Source organism: Bradyrhizobium sp. CAR08, assembly GCF_052871955.1.
This window is the reverse complement of sequence record NZ_JBIXJX010000021.1, coordinates 55,366-70,929: the sequence shown is the minus strand read 5'-3', so window position 1 is coordinate 70,929 and position 15,564 is coordinate 55,366. Positions and strand designations below refer to the sequence as shown.

12 protein-coding genes are annotated in these 15,564 nt (G+C 64.8%); 2 read left to right on the top strand and 10 right to left on the bottom strand.

Features of this window, described 5'->3' with window-relative positions; all coding sequences use genetic code 11:
• Nucleotides 1-44 precede the first annotated feature (44 nt).
• From ACIPUD_RS32865 to ACIPUD_RS32820, 10 genes are all read right to left on the bottom strand, one after another.
• Nucleotides 45-806 carry an SDR family oxidoreductase gene (locus tag ACIPUD_RS32865; protein ID WP_018459834.1) on the bottom strand — a complete coding sequence of 254 codons (762 nt, stop codon included), beginning with the start codon at nt 804-806 and terminating at the stop codon, nt 45-47.
• Between the two features lie 52 nt (nt 807-858).
• A complete protein-coding gene (gene odhB, locus ACIPUD_RS32860; RefSeq protein ID WP_377828713.1) occupies nt 859-2,103 on the bottom strand; it encodes a 2-oxoglutarate dehydrogenase complex dihydrolipoyllysine-residue succinyltransferase in 1,245 nt (414 codons plus the stop codon).
• Nucleotides 2,104-2,282: 179 nt separating this feature from the next.
• Nucleotides 2,283-5,252 carry a 2-oxoglutarate dehydrogenase E1 component gene (locus ACIPUD_RS32855; RefSeq protein ID WP_247475298.1) on the bottom strand — a complete coding sequence of 990 codons (2,970 nt, stop codon included), beginning with the start codon at nt 5,250-5,252 and terminating at the stop codon, nt 2,283-2,285.
• 137 nt (nt 5,253-5,389) lie between these two features.
• Nucleotides 5,390-6,274, bottom strand: coding sequence for a succinate--CoA ligase subunit alpha (gene sucD, locus ACIPUD_RS32850; RefSeq protein WP_446482287.1), 885 nt, complete (start codon nt 6,272-6,274; stop codon nt 5,390-5,392).
• Nucleotides 6,275-6,308: 34 nt separating this feature from the next.
• Nucleotides 6,309-6,788 carry a DUF1579 family protein gene (locus tag ACIPUD_RS32845; RefSeq protein WP_007598873.1) on the bottom strand — a complete coding sequence of 160 codons (480 nt, stop codon included), beginning with the start codon at nt 6,786-6,788 and terminating at the stop codon, nt 6,309-6,311.
• A gap of 4 nt (nt 6,789-6,792) precedes the next feature.
• Entirely contained in the window at nt 6,793-7,989 is a 1,197-nt protein-coding gene (gene sucC / locus ACIPUD_RS32840) for an ADP-forming succinate--CoA ligase subunit beta (RefSeq protein WP_027566399.1), read from the bottom strand.
• A gap of 220 nt (nt 7,990-8,209) precedes the next feature.
• Nucleotides 8,210-9,178, bottom strand: a complete 969-nt coding sequence (mdh, locus tag ACIPUD_RS32835; protein WP_007598869.1) for a malate dehydrogenase — start codon at nt 9,176-9,178, stop codon at nt 8,210-8,212.
• A gap of 183 nt (nt 9,179-9,361) precedes the next feature.
• Nucleotides 9,362-10,546, bottom strand: coding sequence for a cell division protein ZapE (gene zapE / locus ACIPUD_RS32830; RefSeq protein ID WP_446482286.1), 1,185 nt, complete (start codon nt 10,544-10,546; stop codon nt 9,362-9,364).
• Nucleotides 10,547-10,763: 217 nt separating this feature from the next.
• Nucleotides 10,764-11,300 carry an RNA 2',3'-cyclic phosphodiesterase gene (gene thpR, locus ACIPUD_RS32825; RefSeq protein ID WP_007598862.1) on the bottom strand — a complete coding sequence of 179 codons (537 nt, stop codon included), beginning with the start codon at nt 11,298-11,300 and terminating at the stop codon, nt 10,764-10,766.
• 174 nt (nt 11,301-11,474) lie between these two features.
• Nucleotides 11,475-12,110, bottom strand: a complete 636-nt coding sequence (locus ACIPUD_RS32820; protein WP_446482301.1) for an arylesterase — start codon at nt 12,108-12,110, stop codon at nt 11,475-11,477.
• A gap of 55 nt (nt 12,111-12,165) precedes the next feature.
• On the opposite strand from ACIPUD_RS32820, the gene ACIPUD_RS32815 reads away from it, so the two are divergent.
• The gene (locus ACIPUD_RS32815) at nt 12,166-12,888 is read left to right on the top strand and encodes an ABC transporter ATP-binding protein (protein ID WP_446482285.1); all 723 of its coding nucleotides are present in this window, start codon (nt 12,166-12,168) and stop codon (nt 12,886-12,888) included.
• Nucleotides 12,885-15,455 carry an ABC transporter permease gene (locus ACIPUD_RS32810; protein ID WP_446482284.1) on the top strand — a complete coding sequence of 857 codons (2,571 nt, stop codon included), beginning with the start codon at nt 12,885-12,887 and terminating at the stop codon, nt 15,453-15,455. The genes ACIPUD_RS32815 and ACIPUD_RS32810 overlap by 4 nt, the downstream gene beginning before the upstream one ends.
• The last annotated feature ends 109 nt before the right edge of the window (nt 15,456-15,564 follow it).

Here is a 15,564-nt window from a genome sequence, read left to right as displayed (position 1 = left end):
CGTAAGTTTAGCGTTGAAGGATGTGTCAGCGTCCGCGCGGCGCGTCAGCGTCCGCCGGACACATCGAGAATGGCTGAGGTAACGTAGGAGGCATCGTCCGACATCAGCCAGACGATGGCATTGGCGACTTCATCGGCCGTACCGACGCGCTTCATCGGCACCATATGGGCCAAGCGATGGGCGCGGTCGGGCTCACCGCCGGCAGCGTGGATTTCGGTGTCGATCAGGCCGGGGCGGATGCCCGCGACGCGAATGCCCTCGCCGGCAACCTCATAGCCGAGGCCGATGGTGAAGGAATCGATCGCGCCCTTGGACGCGGCATAGTCGACATAGGTGTTCGGCGCGCCGAGCTTGGCCGCAACCGACGACAGATTGACGATGACGCCGCCCTGGCCGCCATGCCTGGTCGACATCCGCTTCACGGCTTCGCGCGCGCAGAGGATGGAGCCGGTGACGTTGACCGCCATCACACGCTGGATGCGCTCGGCCGACATCTCGTCGACGCGCACGCCGCTGGTCCCGACAATACCGCCATTGTTGACGAGCGCGCCGAGCGTGCCGAACGCGTCCGCGGCCTTGAACAGCGCCAGGATGTCGCTTTCCTCGGCGACGTCGCATTTCACCGCGATGGCCTTGCCGTTGCTGGCCGCGATCTCGGCGACCACCTCATCGGCGGCCGTCTTGTTGCTGGCATAGCCGACAACGATCCGGAAGCCGCGTGCCGCGGCGGCAATTGCGGTCGCACGGCCGATGCCGCGGCTGCCGCCGGTGATGACAACGACTTTATCCGTCACGCGCGCCTCCATAGTTCGACACGCGCCGTCGCGAAAAGCGACGGCGCTCGCAGAGCATCAGCGATCAGAGATCGAGCACCAGGCGCGCCGGATCTTCCAGGCTCTCCTTGACGCGGACAAGGAAGGTCACGGCTTCCTTGCCGTCGATGACGCGGTGATCGTAGGACAGCGCCAGATACATCATCGGGCGGACCTCGATCTTGCCGCCGACGACCATCGGCCGCTCCTGGATCTTGTGCATGCCGAGGATGCCGGACTGCGGCGCGTTCAGGATCGGGGTCGACATCAGCGAGCCGTAGATGCCGCCATTGGTGATGGTGAAGGTGCCGCCCTGCATCTCGTCGATCTTGAGCTGGCCGTCGCGGGCGCGGCGGCCGAAATCGGCGATGCCCTTCTCGATGTCGGCGATCGACTTGTTGTCGCAGTCGCGCACCACGGGCACGACGAGGCCCTTGTCAGTGCCGACGGCGACGCCGATGTGATAGTAGTTCTTGTAGATCAGATCGGTGCCGTCGATCTCGGCGTTGACGGCCGGGATGTCCTTCAACCCCTGGACGACGGCCTTGGTGAAGAAGCCCATGAAGCCGAGCTTCGAGCCATGCTTCTTCTCGAACGCATCCTTGTAGTGAGCACGCAGCGCCATGACGTTGGTCATGTCGACCTCGTTGAAGGTCGTGAGCATCGCGGCGGTGTTCTGCACGTCCTTGAGGCGGCGCGCGATGGTCTGGCGCAGCCGGGTCATCTTGACGCGCTCTTCGCGGGCGGCGTCATCGGCCGGCGAGGGCGCGCGGACCTGAACCGCGGCGGCCGGCTGGTTGATCGGGGTCGGCGCCGAGGCCGCACGCTCGATCGCGGCGAGCATGTCGCCCTTGGTGACGCGCCCGTCCTTGCCGGAGCCGGGAACGGTCGAGGCGTCGACGCCGGTCTCGGCCGAGAGCTTTCGCACGGAGGGAGCGAGCGGCGCGTCGGCCGGGGGTGCCTTCGCCGCGGCGGGAGCAGCCGCAGCAGCGGCCGCAGGAGCGGCAGCCGCGGGTTTTGCAGGCGCAGCGGGCGCCGGCTTGGCAGCGCCGGCGGCGCCTTCGGTAATCTGGCCGAGCAGCGCGCCGACGGCGACGGTGGCACCATCGGCGGCGATGATCTCGCTCAGCGTGCCGGCGGAGGGCGCCGGGACTTCGATGGTGACCTTGTCGGTCTCGAGCTCCACCAAGGGCTCGTCGACGGCGACGGGATCGCCGGCCTTCTTGAACCAGCGGCCGATGGTGGCCTCGGTGACGGATTCGCCGAGGGTCGGCACACGAATTTCAGTCATGGTCTTTTCCTTAAGGAGATCGCCAATGCGGACATAGGTGCAGATGTCAGCGCCCGCGGATGCGGGCGATCCAGTACGCCGTGACAGTCGTGATAGAGACGGGCGGCGCGGAATACTGGATCCCCCGCCCCGGTGCGCAATTGCGCACAAGGCGGGGCATGACGAGGTGTAAAAACTTCTCAGCTCAATGCTTCGTCCAGGAACGCCTTCAGCTGCGCCTGATGCTTCGACATCAGACCCGTGGCGGTCGCGGCGGAGGCGGCGCGGCCGACATAACGCGGACGCCGGCTCGCACCGTTCACCTGGTTCAGCACCCATTCCAGATAGGGCTCGATGAAGTGCCAGGCACCCATGTTGCGCGGCTCTTCCTGGCACCACACCACTTCGGCCTTCTTGAAGCGCGACAGTTCGGCCACCAGCGCCTTGAGCGGCACCGGATAGAGCTGCTCGACGCGCATCAGATAGATGTCGTCCATGCCGCGCTTCTCGCGCTCCTCGTAGAGGTCGTAATAGACCTTGCCCGAGCAGAGCACGATGCGGCGGATCTTCTCGTCGGGAACGAGCTTGATCGCTTCGCTCGGCAGCATCTGGGCGTCGTCATAGAGGATGCGGTGGAAGGTCGTTCCCTTCGCGAGCTCCTCGAGACGCGACACCGCCCGCTTGTGACGCAGCAGGGACTTCGGCGTCATCACGATCAGCGGCTTGCGGATCTCGCGATGAAGCTGCCGGCGCAGCACGTGGAAGTAGTTCGCCGGCGTGGTCGGATAGACCACCTGCATGTTGTCTTCCGCGCACATCTGCAGATAGCGCTCCAGACGCGCCGAGGAGTGCTCCGGTCCCTGGCCTTCATAGCCGTGCGGCAGGAGGCAGACGAGGCCGGACATGCGCAGCCATTTGCGCTCACCCGAGGAGATGAACTGGTCGAACACGACCTGCGCGCCGTTGGCGAAGTCGCCGAACTGCGCTTCCCACAGGGTGAGCGTGTTCGGCTCGGCGAGCGAATAGCCGTATTCGAAGCCGAGCACGGCTTCTTCCGACAGCAGCGAGTTGATGACCTCGTAATGGCCCTGCTCGTGACCGAGATGGTTGAACGGCGTGTATCGGCTCTCGTCTTCCTGGTCGATCAGGACCGAGTGGCGCTGCGAGAAGGTGCCGCGCTCCGAATCCTGCCCGGACAGGCGGACATGGTGGTTCTCGTTGAGCAGCGTGCAGAATGCCAGCGCCTCGCCGGTGGCCCAGTCGATGCCCGTGCCGCCGTCGATCGCTTTGGCGCGGTTTTCGAGGAAGCGCTGAATGGTGCGGTGGACGCGGAAACCGTCCGGCACCTTGGTGATCTTGCGACCTATGTCCTTCAGGGCGGCGATGTCGACGCCGGTGACGCCACGCCGCGCATCTTCTTCCTGATCGGCGATCTTGAAGCCGGCCCATTTGCCGTCGAGCCAGTCGGCCTTGTTGGGCTTGTAGCCGGAGCCGGCTTCGAGCTCGGCATCGAGCCGCGCGCGCCAGTCGGCCTTGGCCTTCTCGACCTCGCCCTCGGTCAGCACGCCTTCGCTGATGAGGCGGCGGGCGTAGAGCTCGAGCGTCGACGGATGGGCCGCGATCTTCTTGTACATCACCGGCTGCGTGAAAGCCGGCTCGTCGCCCTCGTTATGGCCATGCCTGCGGTAGCAGAACATGTCGATGACGACGGGCTTATGGAATTTCTGCCGGAACTCGGTCGCGACCTTGGCCGCGAACACGACGGCTTCCGGATCGTCGCCGTTGACGTGGAAGATCGGCGCGTCGATCATCTTCGCCACGTCGGACGGGTAAGGCGACGAACGGGAATAACGCGGATAGGTGGTGAAGCCGATCTGGTTGTTGACGATGAAGTGCACGGAGCCGCCGGTGCGGTAGCCCTTCAGGTCCGACAGGCCGAAACATTCCGCGACCACGCCCTGGCCGGCGAACGCGGCGTCGCCGTGCATCAGGAGCGGCATCACCGAGATGCGCATATCCGGCGGATCGCCGTGCTGATCCTGCTTGGCGCGGACTTTTCCGAGCACCACGGGATCGACGATCTCGAGATGCGAGGGGTTGGCGGTCAGCGACAGATGGATGCGGTTGCCGTCGAACTCGCGATCCGAAGACGCGCCGAGGTGATATTTGACGTCGCCCGAGCCTTCGACCGCATCAGGATTGGCCGAACCGCCCTTGAACTCGTGGAACAGCGCGCGATGCGGCTTGCCCATCACCTGGGTCAGGACGTTGAGGCGGCCGCGGTGCGGCATGCCCAGCACGACCTCCTTCACGCCGAGATTGCCGCCGCGCTTGATGATCTGCTCGAGCGCGGGGATCAGCGATTCAGCACCGTCCAGGCCGAAGCGCTTGGTGCCGGTGAACTTGGTGTCGCAGAATTTCTCGAAACCTTCGGCTTCGACCAACTTCATCAGGATGGCACGGCGACCTTCGCGGGTGAACGAGATTTCCTTGTCCGGCCCCTCGATCCGCTCCTGGATCCACGCCTTCTGCGCCGCGTTGGTGATGTGCATGAACTCGACGCCGAGCGTCTGGCAGTAGGTACGCTCGCAGATCGCGGTGATCTCGCGCAGGCTGGCGTATTCGAGACCGAGCACATGGTCGAGGAAGATCTTGCGGTCGAAATCGGCTTCGCTGAAGCCGTAGGTCCGCGGATCGAGCTCTTCGCGATTGCGCTGGGCTTCGATGCCGAGCGGATCGAGCTTGGCGTGGAAGTGCCCGCGCATGCGGTAGGACCGGATCAGCATCAGGGCCCGGACCGAGTCGCGCGTGGCCTGGAGCAGGTCTGCGGAGGAGAGGCCGCCGCCCTTGTCGCCACCCTTGGCCTGCGCCTTGGCAGCGATCTTGGCTCCGACCGTCTTCTCGACTTCCGCCCAATTGCCGTCGAGCGCGGAGGTCAGATCATCCTGGGGGGTCAGCGGCCAGTTGGCGCGCTCCCAGGACGGGCCTTGGGCGTTCTTGCTGATGTCACCCGGCTGGTCGTTGAGGCTCTTGAAGAAGTCCTGCCACTCGGCATCCACCGAGGACGGGTCCTTCTCGTAGCGGGCGTAGATTTCGTCGATGTAGGTGGCGTTGGTGCCCTGCAAAAAGGAGGAGAGGGCAAAGGCTGCGTTCGCGTCTTGGCGAGACATACTTGAGTTCCTGGCGATTTCGGTTCGCGCATAACAAACGGCGCTGGCGCTGGGCTCCCCGGCAGAGGACCAGCGCGACAGGCACCATTTACCCTATTTGCTGCGAAACTTCGCCCGGAAAATTACGAAGGTGTGAATCAAGCTTTCAATTTTTCGGCAAGCGTGTGGCCGAGGCGCGCGGGAGATGGCGACACTGAAATTCCAGCCGATTTCATCGCGTCGGTCTTGGAACCGGCGTCGCCCTTGCCGCCCGAAATGATCGCACCGGCATGGCCCATGCGACGGCCGGGAGGGGCCGTGACACCGGCAATGAAACCGACCATCGGCTTCTTGCGGCCACGCTTGGCCTCGTCCTTGAGGAACTGGGCGGCGTCCTCCTCGGCGGAACCGCCGATCTCGCCGATCATGATGATCGACTCGGTCTTGGGGTCGCCGAGCAGCATTTCCAGCACGTCGATAAACTCGGTTCCCTTGACCGGATCGCCGCCGATGCCGACCGCGGTGGTCTGGCCGAGGCCTTCCTGGGTGGTCTGGAACACGGCTTCGTAGGTCAGCGTCCCGGAGCGGGAGACGATGCCGACGCTGCCGGTCTTGAAGATGTTGGCCGGCATGATGCCGATCTTGCACTCGCCGGCGGTCATGACGCCCGGGCAGTTCGGCCCGATCAGGCGCGACTTGGAGCCGGCCAGCGAACGCTTCACCCTGACCATGTCGATGACCGGGATACCTTCCGTGATGCAGACGATCAGCGGGATCTCGGCGTCGATGGCTTCGCAGATCGCATCGGCCGCGCCCGGCGGCGGCACATAGATCACCGATGCCTCGGCACCGGTCTTCTCACGCGCCTCGCGCACGGTGTCGAACACCGGCAGCCCCAGATGCGTCGCGCCGCCTTTACCCGGCGAGGTGCCGCCGACCATCTTGGTGCCATAGGCAATCGCGGCCTCCGAATGGAAGGTGCCGTTCTTGCCGGTAAAGCCCTGGCAGATGACCTTGGTGTTCTTGTCGATCAGGATGGACATGAGGTCTGCTTTCGCGAAACTAACGAGTGAGAGGTCAGTGGATGCGGCGGTAGACGCCGGTGAGCACGTCGGCCCAGCCTTCTGCGTCCGGCGAGAACTGGATCTTCAACGAATAGGAATCGTCGTCGATGATTTCATAGACGTGGCGCGCATTGCCGCGGAGCGAGCCGCGCACCAGCGTCAGCGTCTTGCCGACCCACCCGCCGGAGGCGGGCGAAGGCGGCGTGTAGCCGAGCGAGTCGTACCAGAACAATTTGTAGGTCCGGTCTTCGCGGTCGAAGGTGAAGATGCCGTGGGTGGCGAAGCTCTGCTTGCCGTCGCGGGTCTGGACGGAGTCCTGGATCAGATAGAAGCCGTTCAGGTCCATGTGCGCGACGACGTGAGAGGTTGCCGTCCCGCCCTCCGTCCAGCGCGACGGAAAGACCACCTCTTCGCCATTCCATTCACCGGCGAACGCGGCAAGACGCGCGTGCTCCGGCAGCGGGGATGATGCAGCGAGATGGTCCTGAGTCATGGCCTCAGCCTCCCTTGACGGCCTTCACGATCTTCTGCGCGGCGTCGTCGAGATTGTCGGCCGGCACCACGTTCAGGCCGGATTCACGAATGATCTTTTTGCCCAGCTCGACATTGGTGCCTTCGAGGCGAACCACCAGCGGCACGCTGAGGCCGACTTCACGCACGGCGGCCGTGACGCCCTCGGCGATCACGTCGCACTTCATGATGCCACCGAAGATGTTGACCAGGATGCCCTTCACGTTGGGATCCGCGGTGATGATCTTGAAGGCGGCCGCGACCTTTTCCTTGCTGGCGCTGCCGCCGACGTCGAGGAAGTTCGCCGGCGCCATGCCGTAGAGCTTGATGATGTCCATCGTCGCCATCGCGAGACCGGCGCCGTTGACCATGCAGCCGATATTGCCGTCGAGGGTGACGTAGTTGAGGTCGTATTTGGACGCCTCGATTTCCTTGGCGTCTTCCTCGGTCTCGTCGCGCAGCGCGAGCACCTCGGGGTGACGAAACAGGGCGTTGTCGTCGAACGACACCTTGGCGTCGAGCACGCGGAGCTGGCCCTGCTTGGTCACGACGAGCGGGTTGATCTCCAGCATCGACATGTCCTTCGCGACGAAGGCCGCGTAGAGCTGCGCGGTGAGCTTCTCGGCCTGCTTGGCGAGATCGCCGGAGAGTTTCAGCGCGTTCGCGACGGTGCGGCCGTGATGGCCCATGATGCCGGTCGCGGGATCGATCGAGAAGGTCACGATCTTCTCAGGCGTGTTGTGCGCGACGTCCTCGATGTTGACGCCGCCCTCGGTCGACACCACGAAGGAGACGCGGGAGGTCTCGCGGTCGACCAGGATCGAGAGGTAGAATTCCTTGTCGATGTCTGACCCGTCCTCGATGTAGAGGCGGTTGACCTGCTTGCCGGCGGGTCCGGTCTGGATGGTGACGAGCGTTGCGCCGAGCATCTGCTTGGCGAATTCGGAAACTTCCGCGGCCGACTTGGCGATGCGGACGCCGCCCTTGTCGCCGGCCGAGGCTTCCTTGAACTTGCCCTTGCCGCGGCCGCCGGCGTGGATCTGGCTCTTCACGACCCAGACCGGGCCCGGGAGTGCCTTTGCCGCCGCGTCCGCATCAGCGGCCTTCAGGACCGGAACGCCCTTGGAGATCGCGACACCGAACTCGTTCAGCAGCGCTTTGGCCTGATATTCATGGATATTCATATGGTCGCTCCCTGAACCCGCGGGCGGTGACCTCGTAGGCCCACCTCAGTCTTGTGGCTGGCATACCATATACCACAGGAACTGCAACCCGGATTCTCTGACATCGATCTCTGGACTGCCGATCCGGAGCCCGCCCCGTCCTCTACAAGAGTTGCAGCGCGGGCCCGGAAGTGAAACCGCCGAAGACCGGTTTTTCGATCTTCGGCGGGGAATGTTGGGTTTAGCGGCCCAGAAGATCGGGCGCGATCTTCTTGCAGGCGTCAACCAGACCCTGCACTGCGCCGACCGACTTGTCGAAGGCTTCGCGGTCCTTGCCGACGAGCTCGATCTCGACGACGCGCTCGACGCCCTTGGAGCCGATCACGACGGGCACGCCGACATACATGTCCTTCACGCCGTATTCGCCGTTCAGGTAGGCGGCCGAGGCCAGCACGCGCTTCTTGTCACGCAGATAGCTCTCGGCCATCGCGATCGCGGAAGCCGCCGGAGCATAGAAGGCCGAGCCGGTCTTGAGCAGATTGACGATCTCGGCGCCGCCGTTGCGGGTGCGGTCGACGATCTCGTCGAGGCGCGCCTGCGAGGTCCAGCCCATCTTGACGAGATCGGGCAACGGGATGCCGGCGACGGTGGAGTATTTTACCAGCGGCACCATGGTGTCGCCATGGCCGCCCAGCACGAAGGCGGTGACGTCTTCGACCGAAACGTTGAACTCGTCGGCCAGGAAGTAGCGGAAGCGCGACGAATCCAGCACGCCGGCCATGCCGACGACCTTCTTGTGCGGCAGGCCGCTGGCCTTCTGCAGGGCCCAGACCATCGCGTCGAGCGGGTTGGTGATGCAGATGACGAAGGCGTCGGGAGCGTACTTCTTGATGCCGGCGCCGACCTGTTCCATGACCTTGAGGTTGATGGAGAGGAGGTCGTCGCGGCTCATGCCGGGCTTGCGCGGCACGCCGGCGGTGACGATGCAGACCTTTGCGTTGTCGAGCGCCTCGTAGGAGTTCGCGCCGGTGTAGTGCGCGTCAAAGCCGTCGACCGGCGAGGACTGCGCGATGTCGAGCGCCTTGCCCTGCGGCACGCCCTCGGCGATGTCGAACATCACCACGTCGCCCAGCTCTTTCAGGCCGATGAGATGAGCCAGCGTTCCGCCGATCTGACCGGAGCCAATCAAAGCAATCTTGTCGCGCGCCATGTGAGCCTGTCCTTTAGACACGTAAGGAGGGGAAAACTGAGACGGGTGGTTATCCCTTTCGCCTCCCCCGTTCAAGTCACGGGTTGCCCAATTGTCGGGCTTGCCGCGTATTCAAGCGCAACCTTGTCATTCCGGGGCTTGGGGAAGCGCCGAGCCCGGAATGACAGCGCTGGCAAATAGGACTTAAGTCTCGACCAAGCCCTTGGTCGAGCCGCTGGCGGTGGAATCCTTGCGGCCGTGAGGCAGCGCCAGATAGGATTCCGAGCTCATTTCGATCAGGCGCGACGCGGTGCGCTTGAACTCGTTGGCCTCGTTGCCCTCATTGGCAAGATAGAGCGAGATCGGGTTGGCATCGGCGGAGGCCATCAGCTTCACGGCATTGTCATACAGCGTGTCGATCAACGTGATGAAACGCTTGGCGGCGTTGCGCTGGGAGAAATCCATCACTGGAATATGGTCGACCAGGATGGTGTGATAGTCGTGCGCCAGCCTGAGATAGTCGGATGCCCCGAGCGGCTTGTCGCAGAGATCGGCGAACGTGAAGCGCGCCACGCCGTGGGCCGAGCACGGCACGTGCAGGATGCGGCCCTTGATCGAAATATCGCGCGACTTGCATTTGGCGCCGCCTGACATCTTCGACCAGGCGCGGTCGAGCGCGGCGTCCGCCTCGGTGTCTGCCGGCGTCAGCCACATCGGTACGCCCTGAAGTTTTTCCAGCCGGAAGTCGGTGCGCGCGTCGAGCCGCAGCACGTCCATGTGGTCGGTGATCTGCATGACGAAGGGCAGAAACAGCGAACGGTTCAGGCCGCCCTTGTAGAGGTCGTCAGGCGCGACGTTGGAGGTCGCGACCACCACGGTGCCGAGCTCCAGCAGCTTTGCGAACAGGCGGCCCAGGATCATCGCGTCCGCGATGTCGGTGACGTGGAATTCGTCGAAACAGAGCAGCCAGCTCTCCTCGAAGATCGCATGCGCGGTCAGCACGATGACGTCGCCGTCGCCAATCTCGCCGCGCGCGATGCCCTGGCGATAATTGTAGATGCGCTCGTGCACCTCGGCCATGAATTCGTGGAAATGCGCGCGCCTCTTGTGCTCGACTGTCGAGTGCTGGAAGAACAGATCCATCAGCATGGTCTTGCCGCGGCCGACCTCGCCATGGACGTAGAGCCCGTGCGGCGCCTCGTCCTTGTCGCTGCTGAACAGGCGGCTGAGCAGGCCCTGCTTGCGCGGCGGCTTGTAATCGGCGAGCCGCTGGTCGAGCGCGGCATAGGCGTCGGCGATTTCGGCCTGCGCAGCGTCGGGCTCGATCGCGCCGGACGCGATCTGGGCCTGATAGGCCTCGCGGAATGAGGAACTGGGGGTCGAGAGCATGCTCTTTACCGCCAGAGATGAGCGGAAATTGCAAGCCGTGAATTGGGGCGGGGCGCTATGCATTCCGTGTCCCGGACGCGCTGCGGCACGCAGTGACGCTGCGCAGAGCCGGGACCGACTGTTTCGTACAGGACCGTTCGTCTATCGCCGCGTAATGGGCCCCGGCTCTGCAGCGCACCGCTTCGCGCTGCGCAGCGTCCGGGGCACGAGAGCTTCGCTACTCACACAGCTCGTAGGCGTCCTCGACCACATACGGGCCGCCGCCGGTTGAGGCGCGGGACGAGAACAAAACAAACCGTTCGGCCGTGAATGCCTTGCTGGGAAAATAGCCACGCAGCGAGAGATAATCGGCGACGTCACGGTCGGTGGCGTCGTGCAGCCGGGCCAGCGTGACATGCGGTATGAACTTGCGGCCTTCCGGGTCGAGGCCGATCCGCTGCATCAGGCGCTCGAGCTCGGCCTGCAATTCCATCAGCGGCTTGCTCGGCACGATGGTGGCGACCACCGCGCGCGGCTTGCGTCCGCCGAAACTCTGCAAACCCTGCACCTTCACCTCGAACGGCTTACGGTCGACGCGAAACAGCATCGAGGCGATTTCGTTGGCGGACATGCCATCGATATTGCCGATGAAGCGCAGGGTGACATGGTAATTTTCGGGATCGATCCAGCGGGCGCCGGGAAGGCCGCCCCGCAAATTGGAAAGCGACTGGCCAATCTCGGCCGGAATTTCCAGACCAGTGAACAAACGCGGCATCGTTTCGTACTCCCGATGCTTGGACATGATCCCAGGGCAAGATCATATCCAAATTTTAGAGCCGGCGACGAATCACCGGTACCCTAATTCCTATCGCAGTTGTGTGACTCTGCGAAGCATTGCGCGCCTTACTCCGGTAAAACCCTGGGAATTACGGCTAGCGTTGCCTGGTTTTCAACGCCGTTGCTCAGCGATGGTGCCAAGAAATGCCTCAACCGTGGGCAAGATATTCCTGACGATGATATCGACGCCGGCCGCGGTCGGATGAATGCCGTCGGCCTGATTGAGCTTGGCATCGGCCGCGACACCATCGAGAAAAAACGGATAGAGCGGCACGCCGAATGTTTTCGCCAGATCCGGATAAATCGAATTGAAGCGGGCGGCATAATCCGCGCCGTAGTTCGGCGGCGCCAGCATGCCGCACAGCATCACCGCGATCTTGCGTGCCTTGAGGCGCTGGACGATCTCGGTCAGCGCGGCGCGCGTCAGGTCGGGATCGATGCCGCGCAGCGCATCATTGGCGCCGAGCTCGATGATCACACCGTCGGTTCCGTCAGGGACCGACCAGTCGAGCCGGTCACGGCCCCCCGAGGAGGTGTCGCCGGATACCCCGGCATTGGTCATGCCGACCTCTATGCCTTTGTCTTGTAAAGCTTTTTGAAGCTTTGTGGGGAACGCTTCCTGGGCCGGGAGGCCAAGACCCGCGCTCAGGGAATCGCCGAGAACCACCAGCTTGATCGGTTTCGCCGCCTCAGCCCATGCCGGATTTGCGACGGTCATCAAAGCGAACATCAACACGGCTATGTGCATGAACAATCCGTAACGCCTCTCGACCGCGCGGGCGGAGTTGCCATATGACCGGACCATGGACACTCGCATCTCTTCCTCTTCGCTCGCCGACAGTTCGGCCGACACCATCGCCATCTCCAACGTCAATCTGTCATTGGGTACGGGCGCGGCACGCGTTCACATCCTCAAGGATATCAGCTTGCGCGTGGGCCGGAGCGAGACGATCGGCCTGATCGGCCCGTCAGGTTCGGGCAAATCCACGCTGCTGATGGTGATGGCGGGGCTGGAGCGTCCTGATAGCGGAGAGGTGGTGGTCAACGGCACGCCTTTCAATGCCCTCGACGAGGACGCACTGGCCCGCTTCCGCGGCCGCCAGGTCGGCATCGTCTTCCAGTCCTTCCATCTGATCCCGACCATGACCGCGCTGGAGAATGTCGCGGTGCCGCTCGAGCTTGCGGGCAATCCCGACGCCGCAAAGCGCGCGGCGCAGGAGCTGCAATCGGTCGGGCTCGGCGACCGTCTGCATCATTATCCGACGCAGCTCTCCGGCGGTGAGCAGCAGCGCATGGCGCTGGCCCGCGCATTGGCACCCGATCCCGCGATCCTCGTTGCCGACGAGCCGACCGGCAATCTCGACGAAGCCACGGGACAACAGATCGTCGACCTCCTGTTCAGCAAGCATGCCGAGCGCGGCATGACGCTGGTGCTGGTCACGCACGATTCTTCGCTCGCGCAGCGCTGCGATCGCGTGATCCGCCTCCGTTCGGGGCGCATCGACACGCAGTCGGCGCCGGCATGAGTGCTGCTGCCGCACCGTTTGCGAAGCCCAACGGCGTCGCGCTGTCGCTGCGTTACGCGCTGCGCGAATTGCGCGGCGGCCTGCGCGGCTTCTACGTCTTCATTGCCTGCATCGCGCTCGGCGTGATGGCCATCGCCGGCGTCGGCTCGGTCTCGGCGAGCCTGAGCGACGGCCTCGCCCGCGAAGGCCGTACGCTGCTCGGCGGCGACGTGTCGTTCGTCCTGTTTCAGCGCGAGGCGAAGCCGGAGGAAGTCGCCTTCCTGCGTTCGCGCGGCACCGTTTCGAGCGCCGCCACACTGCGCGGCATGGCGCGCTCGGCCGAGGGCAAGCTGGCCCTGGTCGAGATGAAGGCGGTCGACGACACCTATCCGATGCTGGGCCAGCTGACGCTGGCGCCGCCGCTGCCGATGTCCGAGTTGCTCGCGGAGCGCGACGGCGCGTTCGGCGCGGCCGCCGATCCGACACTGCTGGCGCGGCTGTCGCTCAAGACCGGCGATCGCGTCACCGTCGGGGCTGCGACGTTCCAGATCCGCAGCGCCGTCGAAGCCGAGCCCGACAAGCTCGCAGGCGGCATCGGCTTCGGCCCGCGCTTCCTGATCAGCGAAGCGGGCCTGCGCGCGACAGGGCTCGTCCAACCCGGCAGCCTGGTGCGCTGGGTCTATCGTGTGAAGCTGCCGGAGATCGCCAACGACGAGCGCGCCACCGACGCCTTCATCGCGGACGTCCGCAACGCCGCGCCGCAGGCCGGTTGGGAGGTCCGCAGCCGCTCCAATGCCTCGCCGCAGCTCGAGCGCAACATCAACCGCTTCACGCAGTTCCTGACGCTGGTCGGCCTCGCCGCGCTGCTGGTCGGCGGCGTCGGCGTTGCCAATGCCGTCAAGGCCCATATCGACCACAAGCTCGAGGTGATCGCGGCCTTCAAGGCCGTCGGCGCCACCGGGCGCGACGTGTTCGGCATCTATCTCGCCCAGGTTCTCCTGCTCGCCGCGATCGGCTCAGTGATCGGCCTCGCACTAGGCGCCGCCATGCCGTTCGCGATCGTCGGCCTATTCGGCAAGCTGCTGCCCCTGCCGGTGGTGCCGGCGGTGCATGCCGACGAGCTCGCGCTGTCGTTCGTCTACGGGCTGCTCACGGCGCTTGCCTTCGGCCTGTGGCCGCTCGGGCGAGTGCACGACGTGCCGGTGGCGGCGCTGTTCCGCGACACCATCAGCTCCGAATGGCATCGGCCACGCTGGAGCTATCTCGTCTTCATGGCCGTCGTGATCGCGCTGCTCATCGCGGTCGTGATCGGGCTGTCCTTCGACAAGCGCATCGCCGCGGTGTTCGTGGCCTCCTCCGTGGTCGTGTTCGCGCTGCTCCGCGGCATTGCCGCCCTGCTGATGACCATCGCGCGGCGGCTGCCGCGCACGCGATGGCCGATGCTGCGACTTGCGATTGCCAACATCCACCGGCCGGGCGCGCTGACGCCCTCGGTCGTGCTGTCGCTCGGGCTCGGGCTCGCCGTGCTCGTCACCATCACCCAGATCGACGGCAATCTGCGCCGGCAGTTCCTGGCGGCGCTGCCCGAGCACGCGCCATCGTTCTTCTTCATCGACATTCCGAGCACGCAGGCCGAGCAGTTCGACACATACCTGCGCCAGATCGCCCCTGGCGCGAAAGTCGACGACGTGCCGATGCTGCGCGGACGGATCGTCGGAGCCCGTGGTGTCCGCGCCGAGGAGCTCAAGCCCAGCACCGATTCCGAGTGGGTGCTGCAGAGCGACCGCGGCCTGACCTATACCGCCGAGCTGCCGAAGGGCTCCAAGGTGGTCGAGGGCGAGTGGTGGAGCGCCGATTATTCCGGCCCGCCGCTGGTTTCGATGGAGAAGAAGATCGCGGACGGACTCGGCCTCAAGGTCGGCGACGAGGTCGTGGTCAATATCCTCGGCCGCGACATCCCCGCGAAGATCAGCAATCTGCGCAGCATCGACTGGCAGGGCCTCGGCATCAATTTCGTCCTCGTGTTCTCGCCGAACGCATTCAAGGGCGCGCCGCACACCCACATCGCGACGCTGACGGAAGCCGGCGGCGATGCGGCCGGCGACGGCAAGATCATCAAGGAGGTCGCTGACGCCTATCCGATGGTGACGAGCGTGCGCGTGCGCGAGGTGATGGAGACGGTCGGCTCGGTCGTGACCAACCTGGCGCTGGCGATCCGCGGCGCCAGCGCGGTGACCCTGATCTCGGCGATCCTGGTGCTCGGCGGCGCGCTCGCCGCCGGCCATCGCCACCGGGTCTACGATGCGGTGATCCTCAAGACCCTGGGCGCGACCCGGCTGCGGCTGCTCGGCGCCTATGCGCTCGAATACCTCCTGATCGGGCTTGCCACCGCGGTCTTCGGCGTTTTCGCCGGCAGCGTCGCGGCCTGGATGATCGTGACCCGGCTGATGACCCTCACTTTCGTCTGGCAGGGCGGCAGCGCAGCCGGCGTGGTCGCGGCTGCCTTGGTCGTCACGGTCGGCCTCGGGCTCGCCGGCACCCTGCTGGCGTTGAACAAAAAGCCCGCCACGGTGTTGCGGAATTTGTGACAAATGGTAGCGGGCGGCGGCACGGGAGCGAAATCGCACGATTCCAGCGATTAACCACGTCCGCTCGTCTGGATTGCAGGTAAGGGCGACATTCAGCCGCGCGTGGACG

What these genes read in the sequence shown, in the direction of transcription:
- ACIPUD_RS32865 (WP_018459834.1), bottom strand. Translation starts at nt 806, where the DNA reads ATGGAGGCGCGCGTGACGGATAAAGTCGTTGTCATCACCGGCGGCAGC.
- odhB (WP_377828713.1), bottom strand. Translation starts at nt 2,103, where the DNA reads ATGACTGAAATTCGTGTGCCGACCCTCGGCGAATCCGTCACCGAGGCC.
- ACIPUD_RS32855 (WP_247475298.1), bottom strand. Translation starts at nt 5,252, where the DNA reads ATGTCTCGCCAAGACGCGAACGCAGCCTTTGCCCTCTCCTCCTTTTTG.
- sucD (WP_446482287.1), bottom strand. Translation starts at nt 6,274, where the DNA reads ATGTCCATCCTGATCGACAAGAACACCAAGGTCATCTGCCAGGGCTTT.
- ACIPUD_RS32845 (WP_007598873.1), bottom strand. Translation starts at nt 6,788, where the DNA reads ATGACTCAGGACCATCTCGCTGCATCATCCCCGCTGCCGGAGCACGCG.
- sucC (WP_027566399.1), bottom strand. Translation starts at nt 7,989, where the DNA reads ATGAATATCCATGAATATCAGGCCAAAGCGCTGCTGAACGAGTTCGGT.
- mdh (WP_007598869.1), bottom strand. Translation starts at nt 9,178, where the DNA reads ATGGCGCGCGACAAGATTGCTTTGATTGGCTCCGGTCAGATCGGCGGA.
- zapE (WP_446482286.1), bottom strand. Translation starts at nt 10,546, where the DNA reads ATGCTCTCGACCCCCAGTTCCTCATTCCGCGAGGCCTATCAGGCCCAG.
- thpR (WP_007598862.1), bottom strand. Translation starts at nt 11,300, where the DNA reads ATGCCGCGTTTGTTCACTGGTCTGGAAATTCCGGCCGAGATTGGCCAG.
- ACIPUD_RS32820 (WP_446482301.1), bottom strand. Translation starts at nt 12,110, where the DNA reads ATGCACATAGCCGTGTTGATGTTCGCTTTGATGACCGTCGCAAATCCG.
- ACIPUD_RS32815 (WP_446482285.1), top strand. Translation starts at nt 12,166, where the DNA reads ATGGACACTCGCATCTCTTCCTCTTCGCTCGCCGACAGTTCGGCCGAC.
- ACIPUD_RS32810 (WP_446482284.1), top strand. Translation starts at nt 12,885, where the DNA reads ATGAGTGCTGCTGCCGCACCGTTTGCGAAGCCCAACGGCGTCGCGCTG.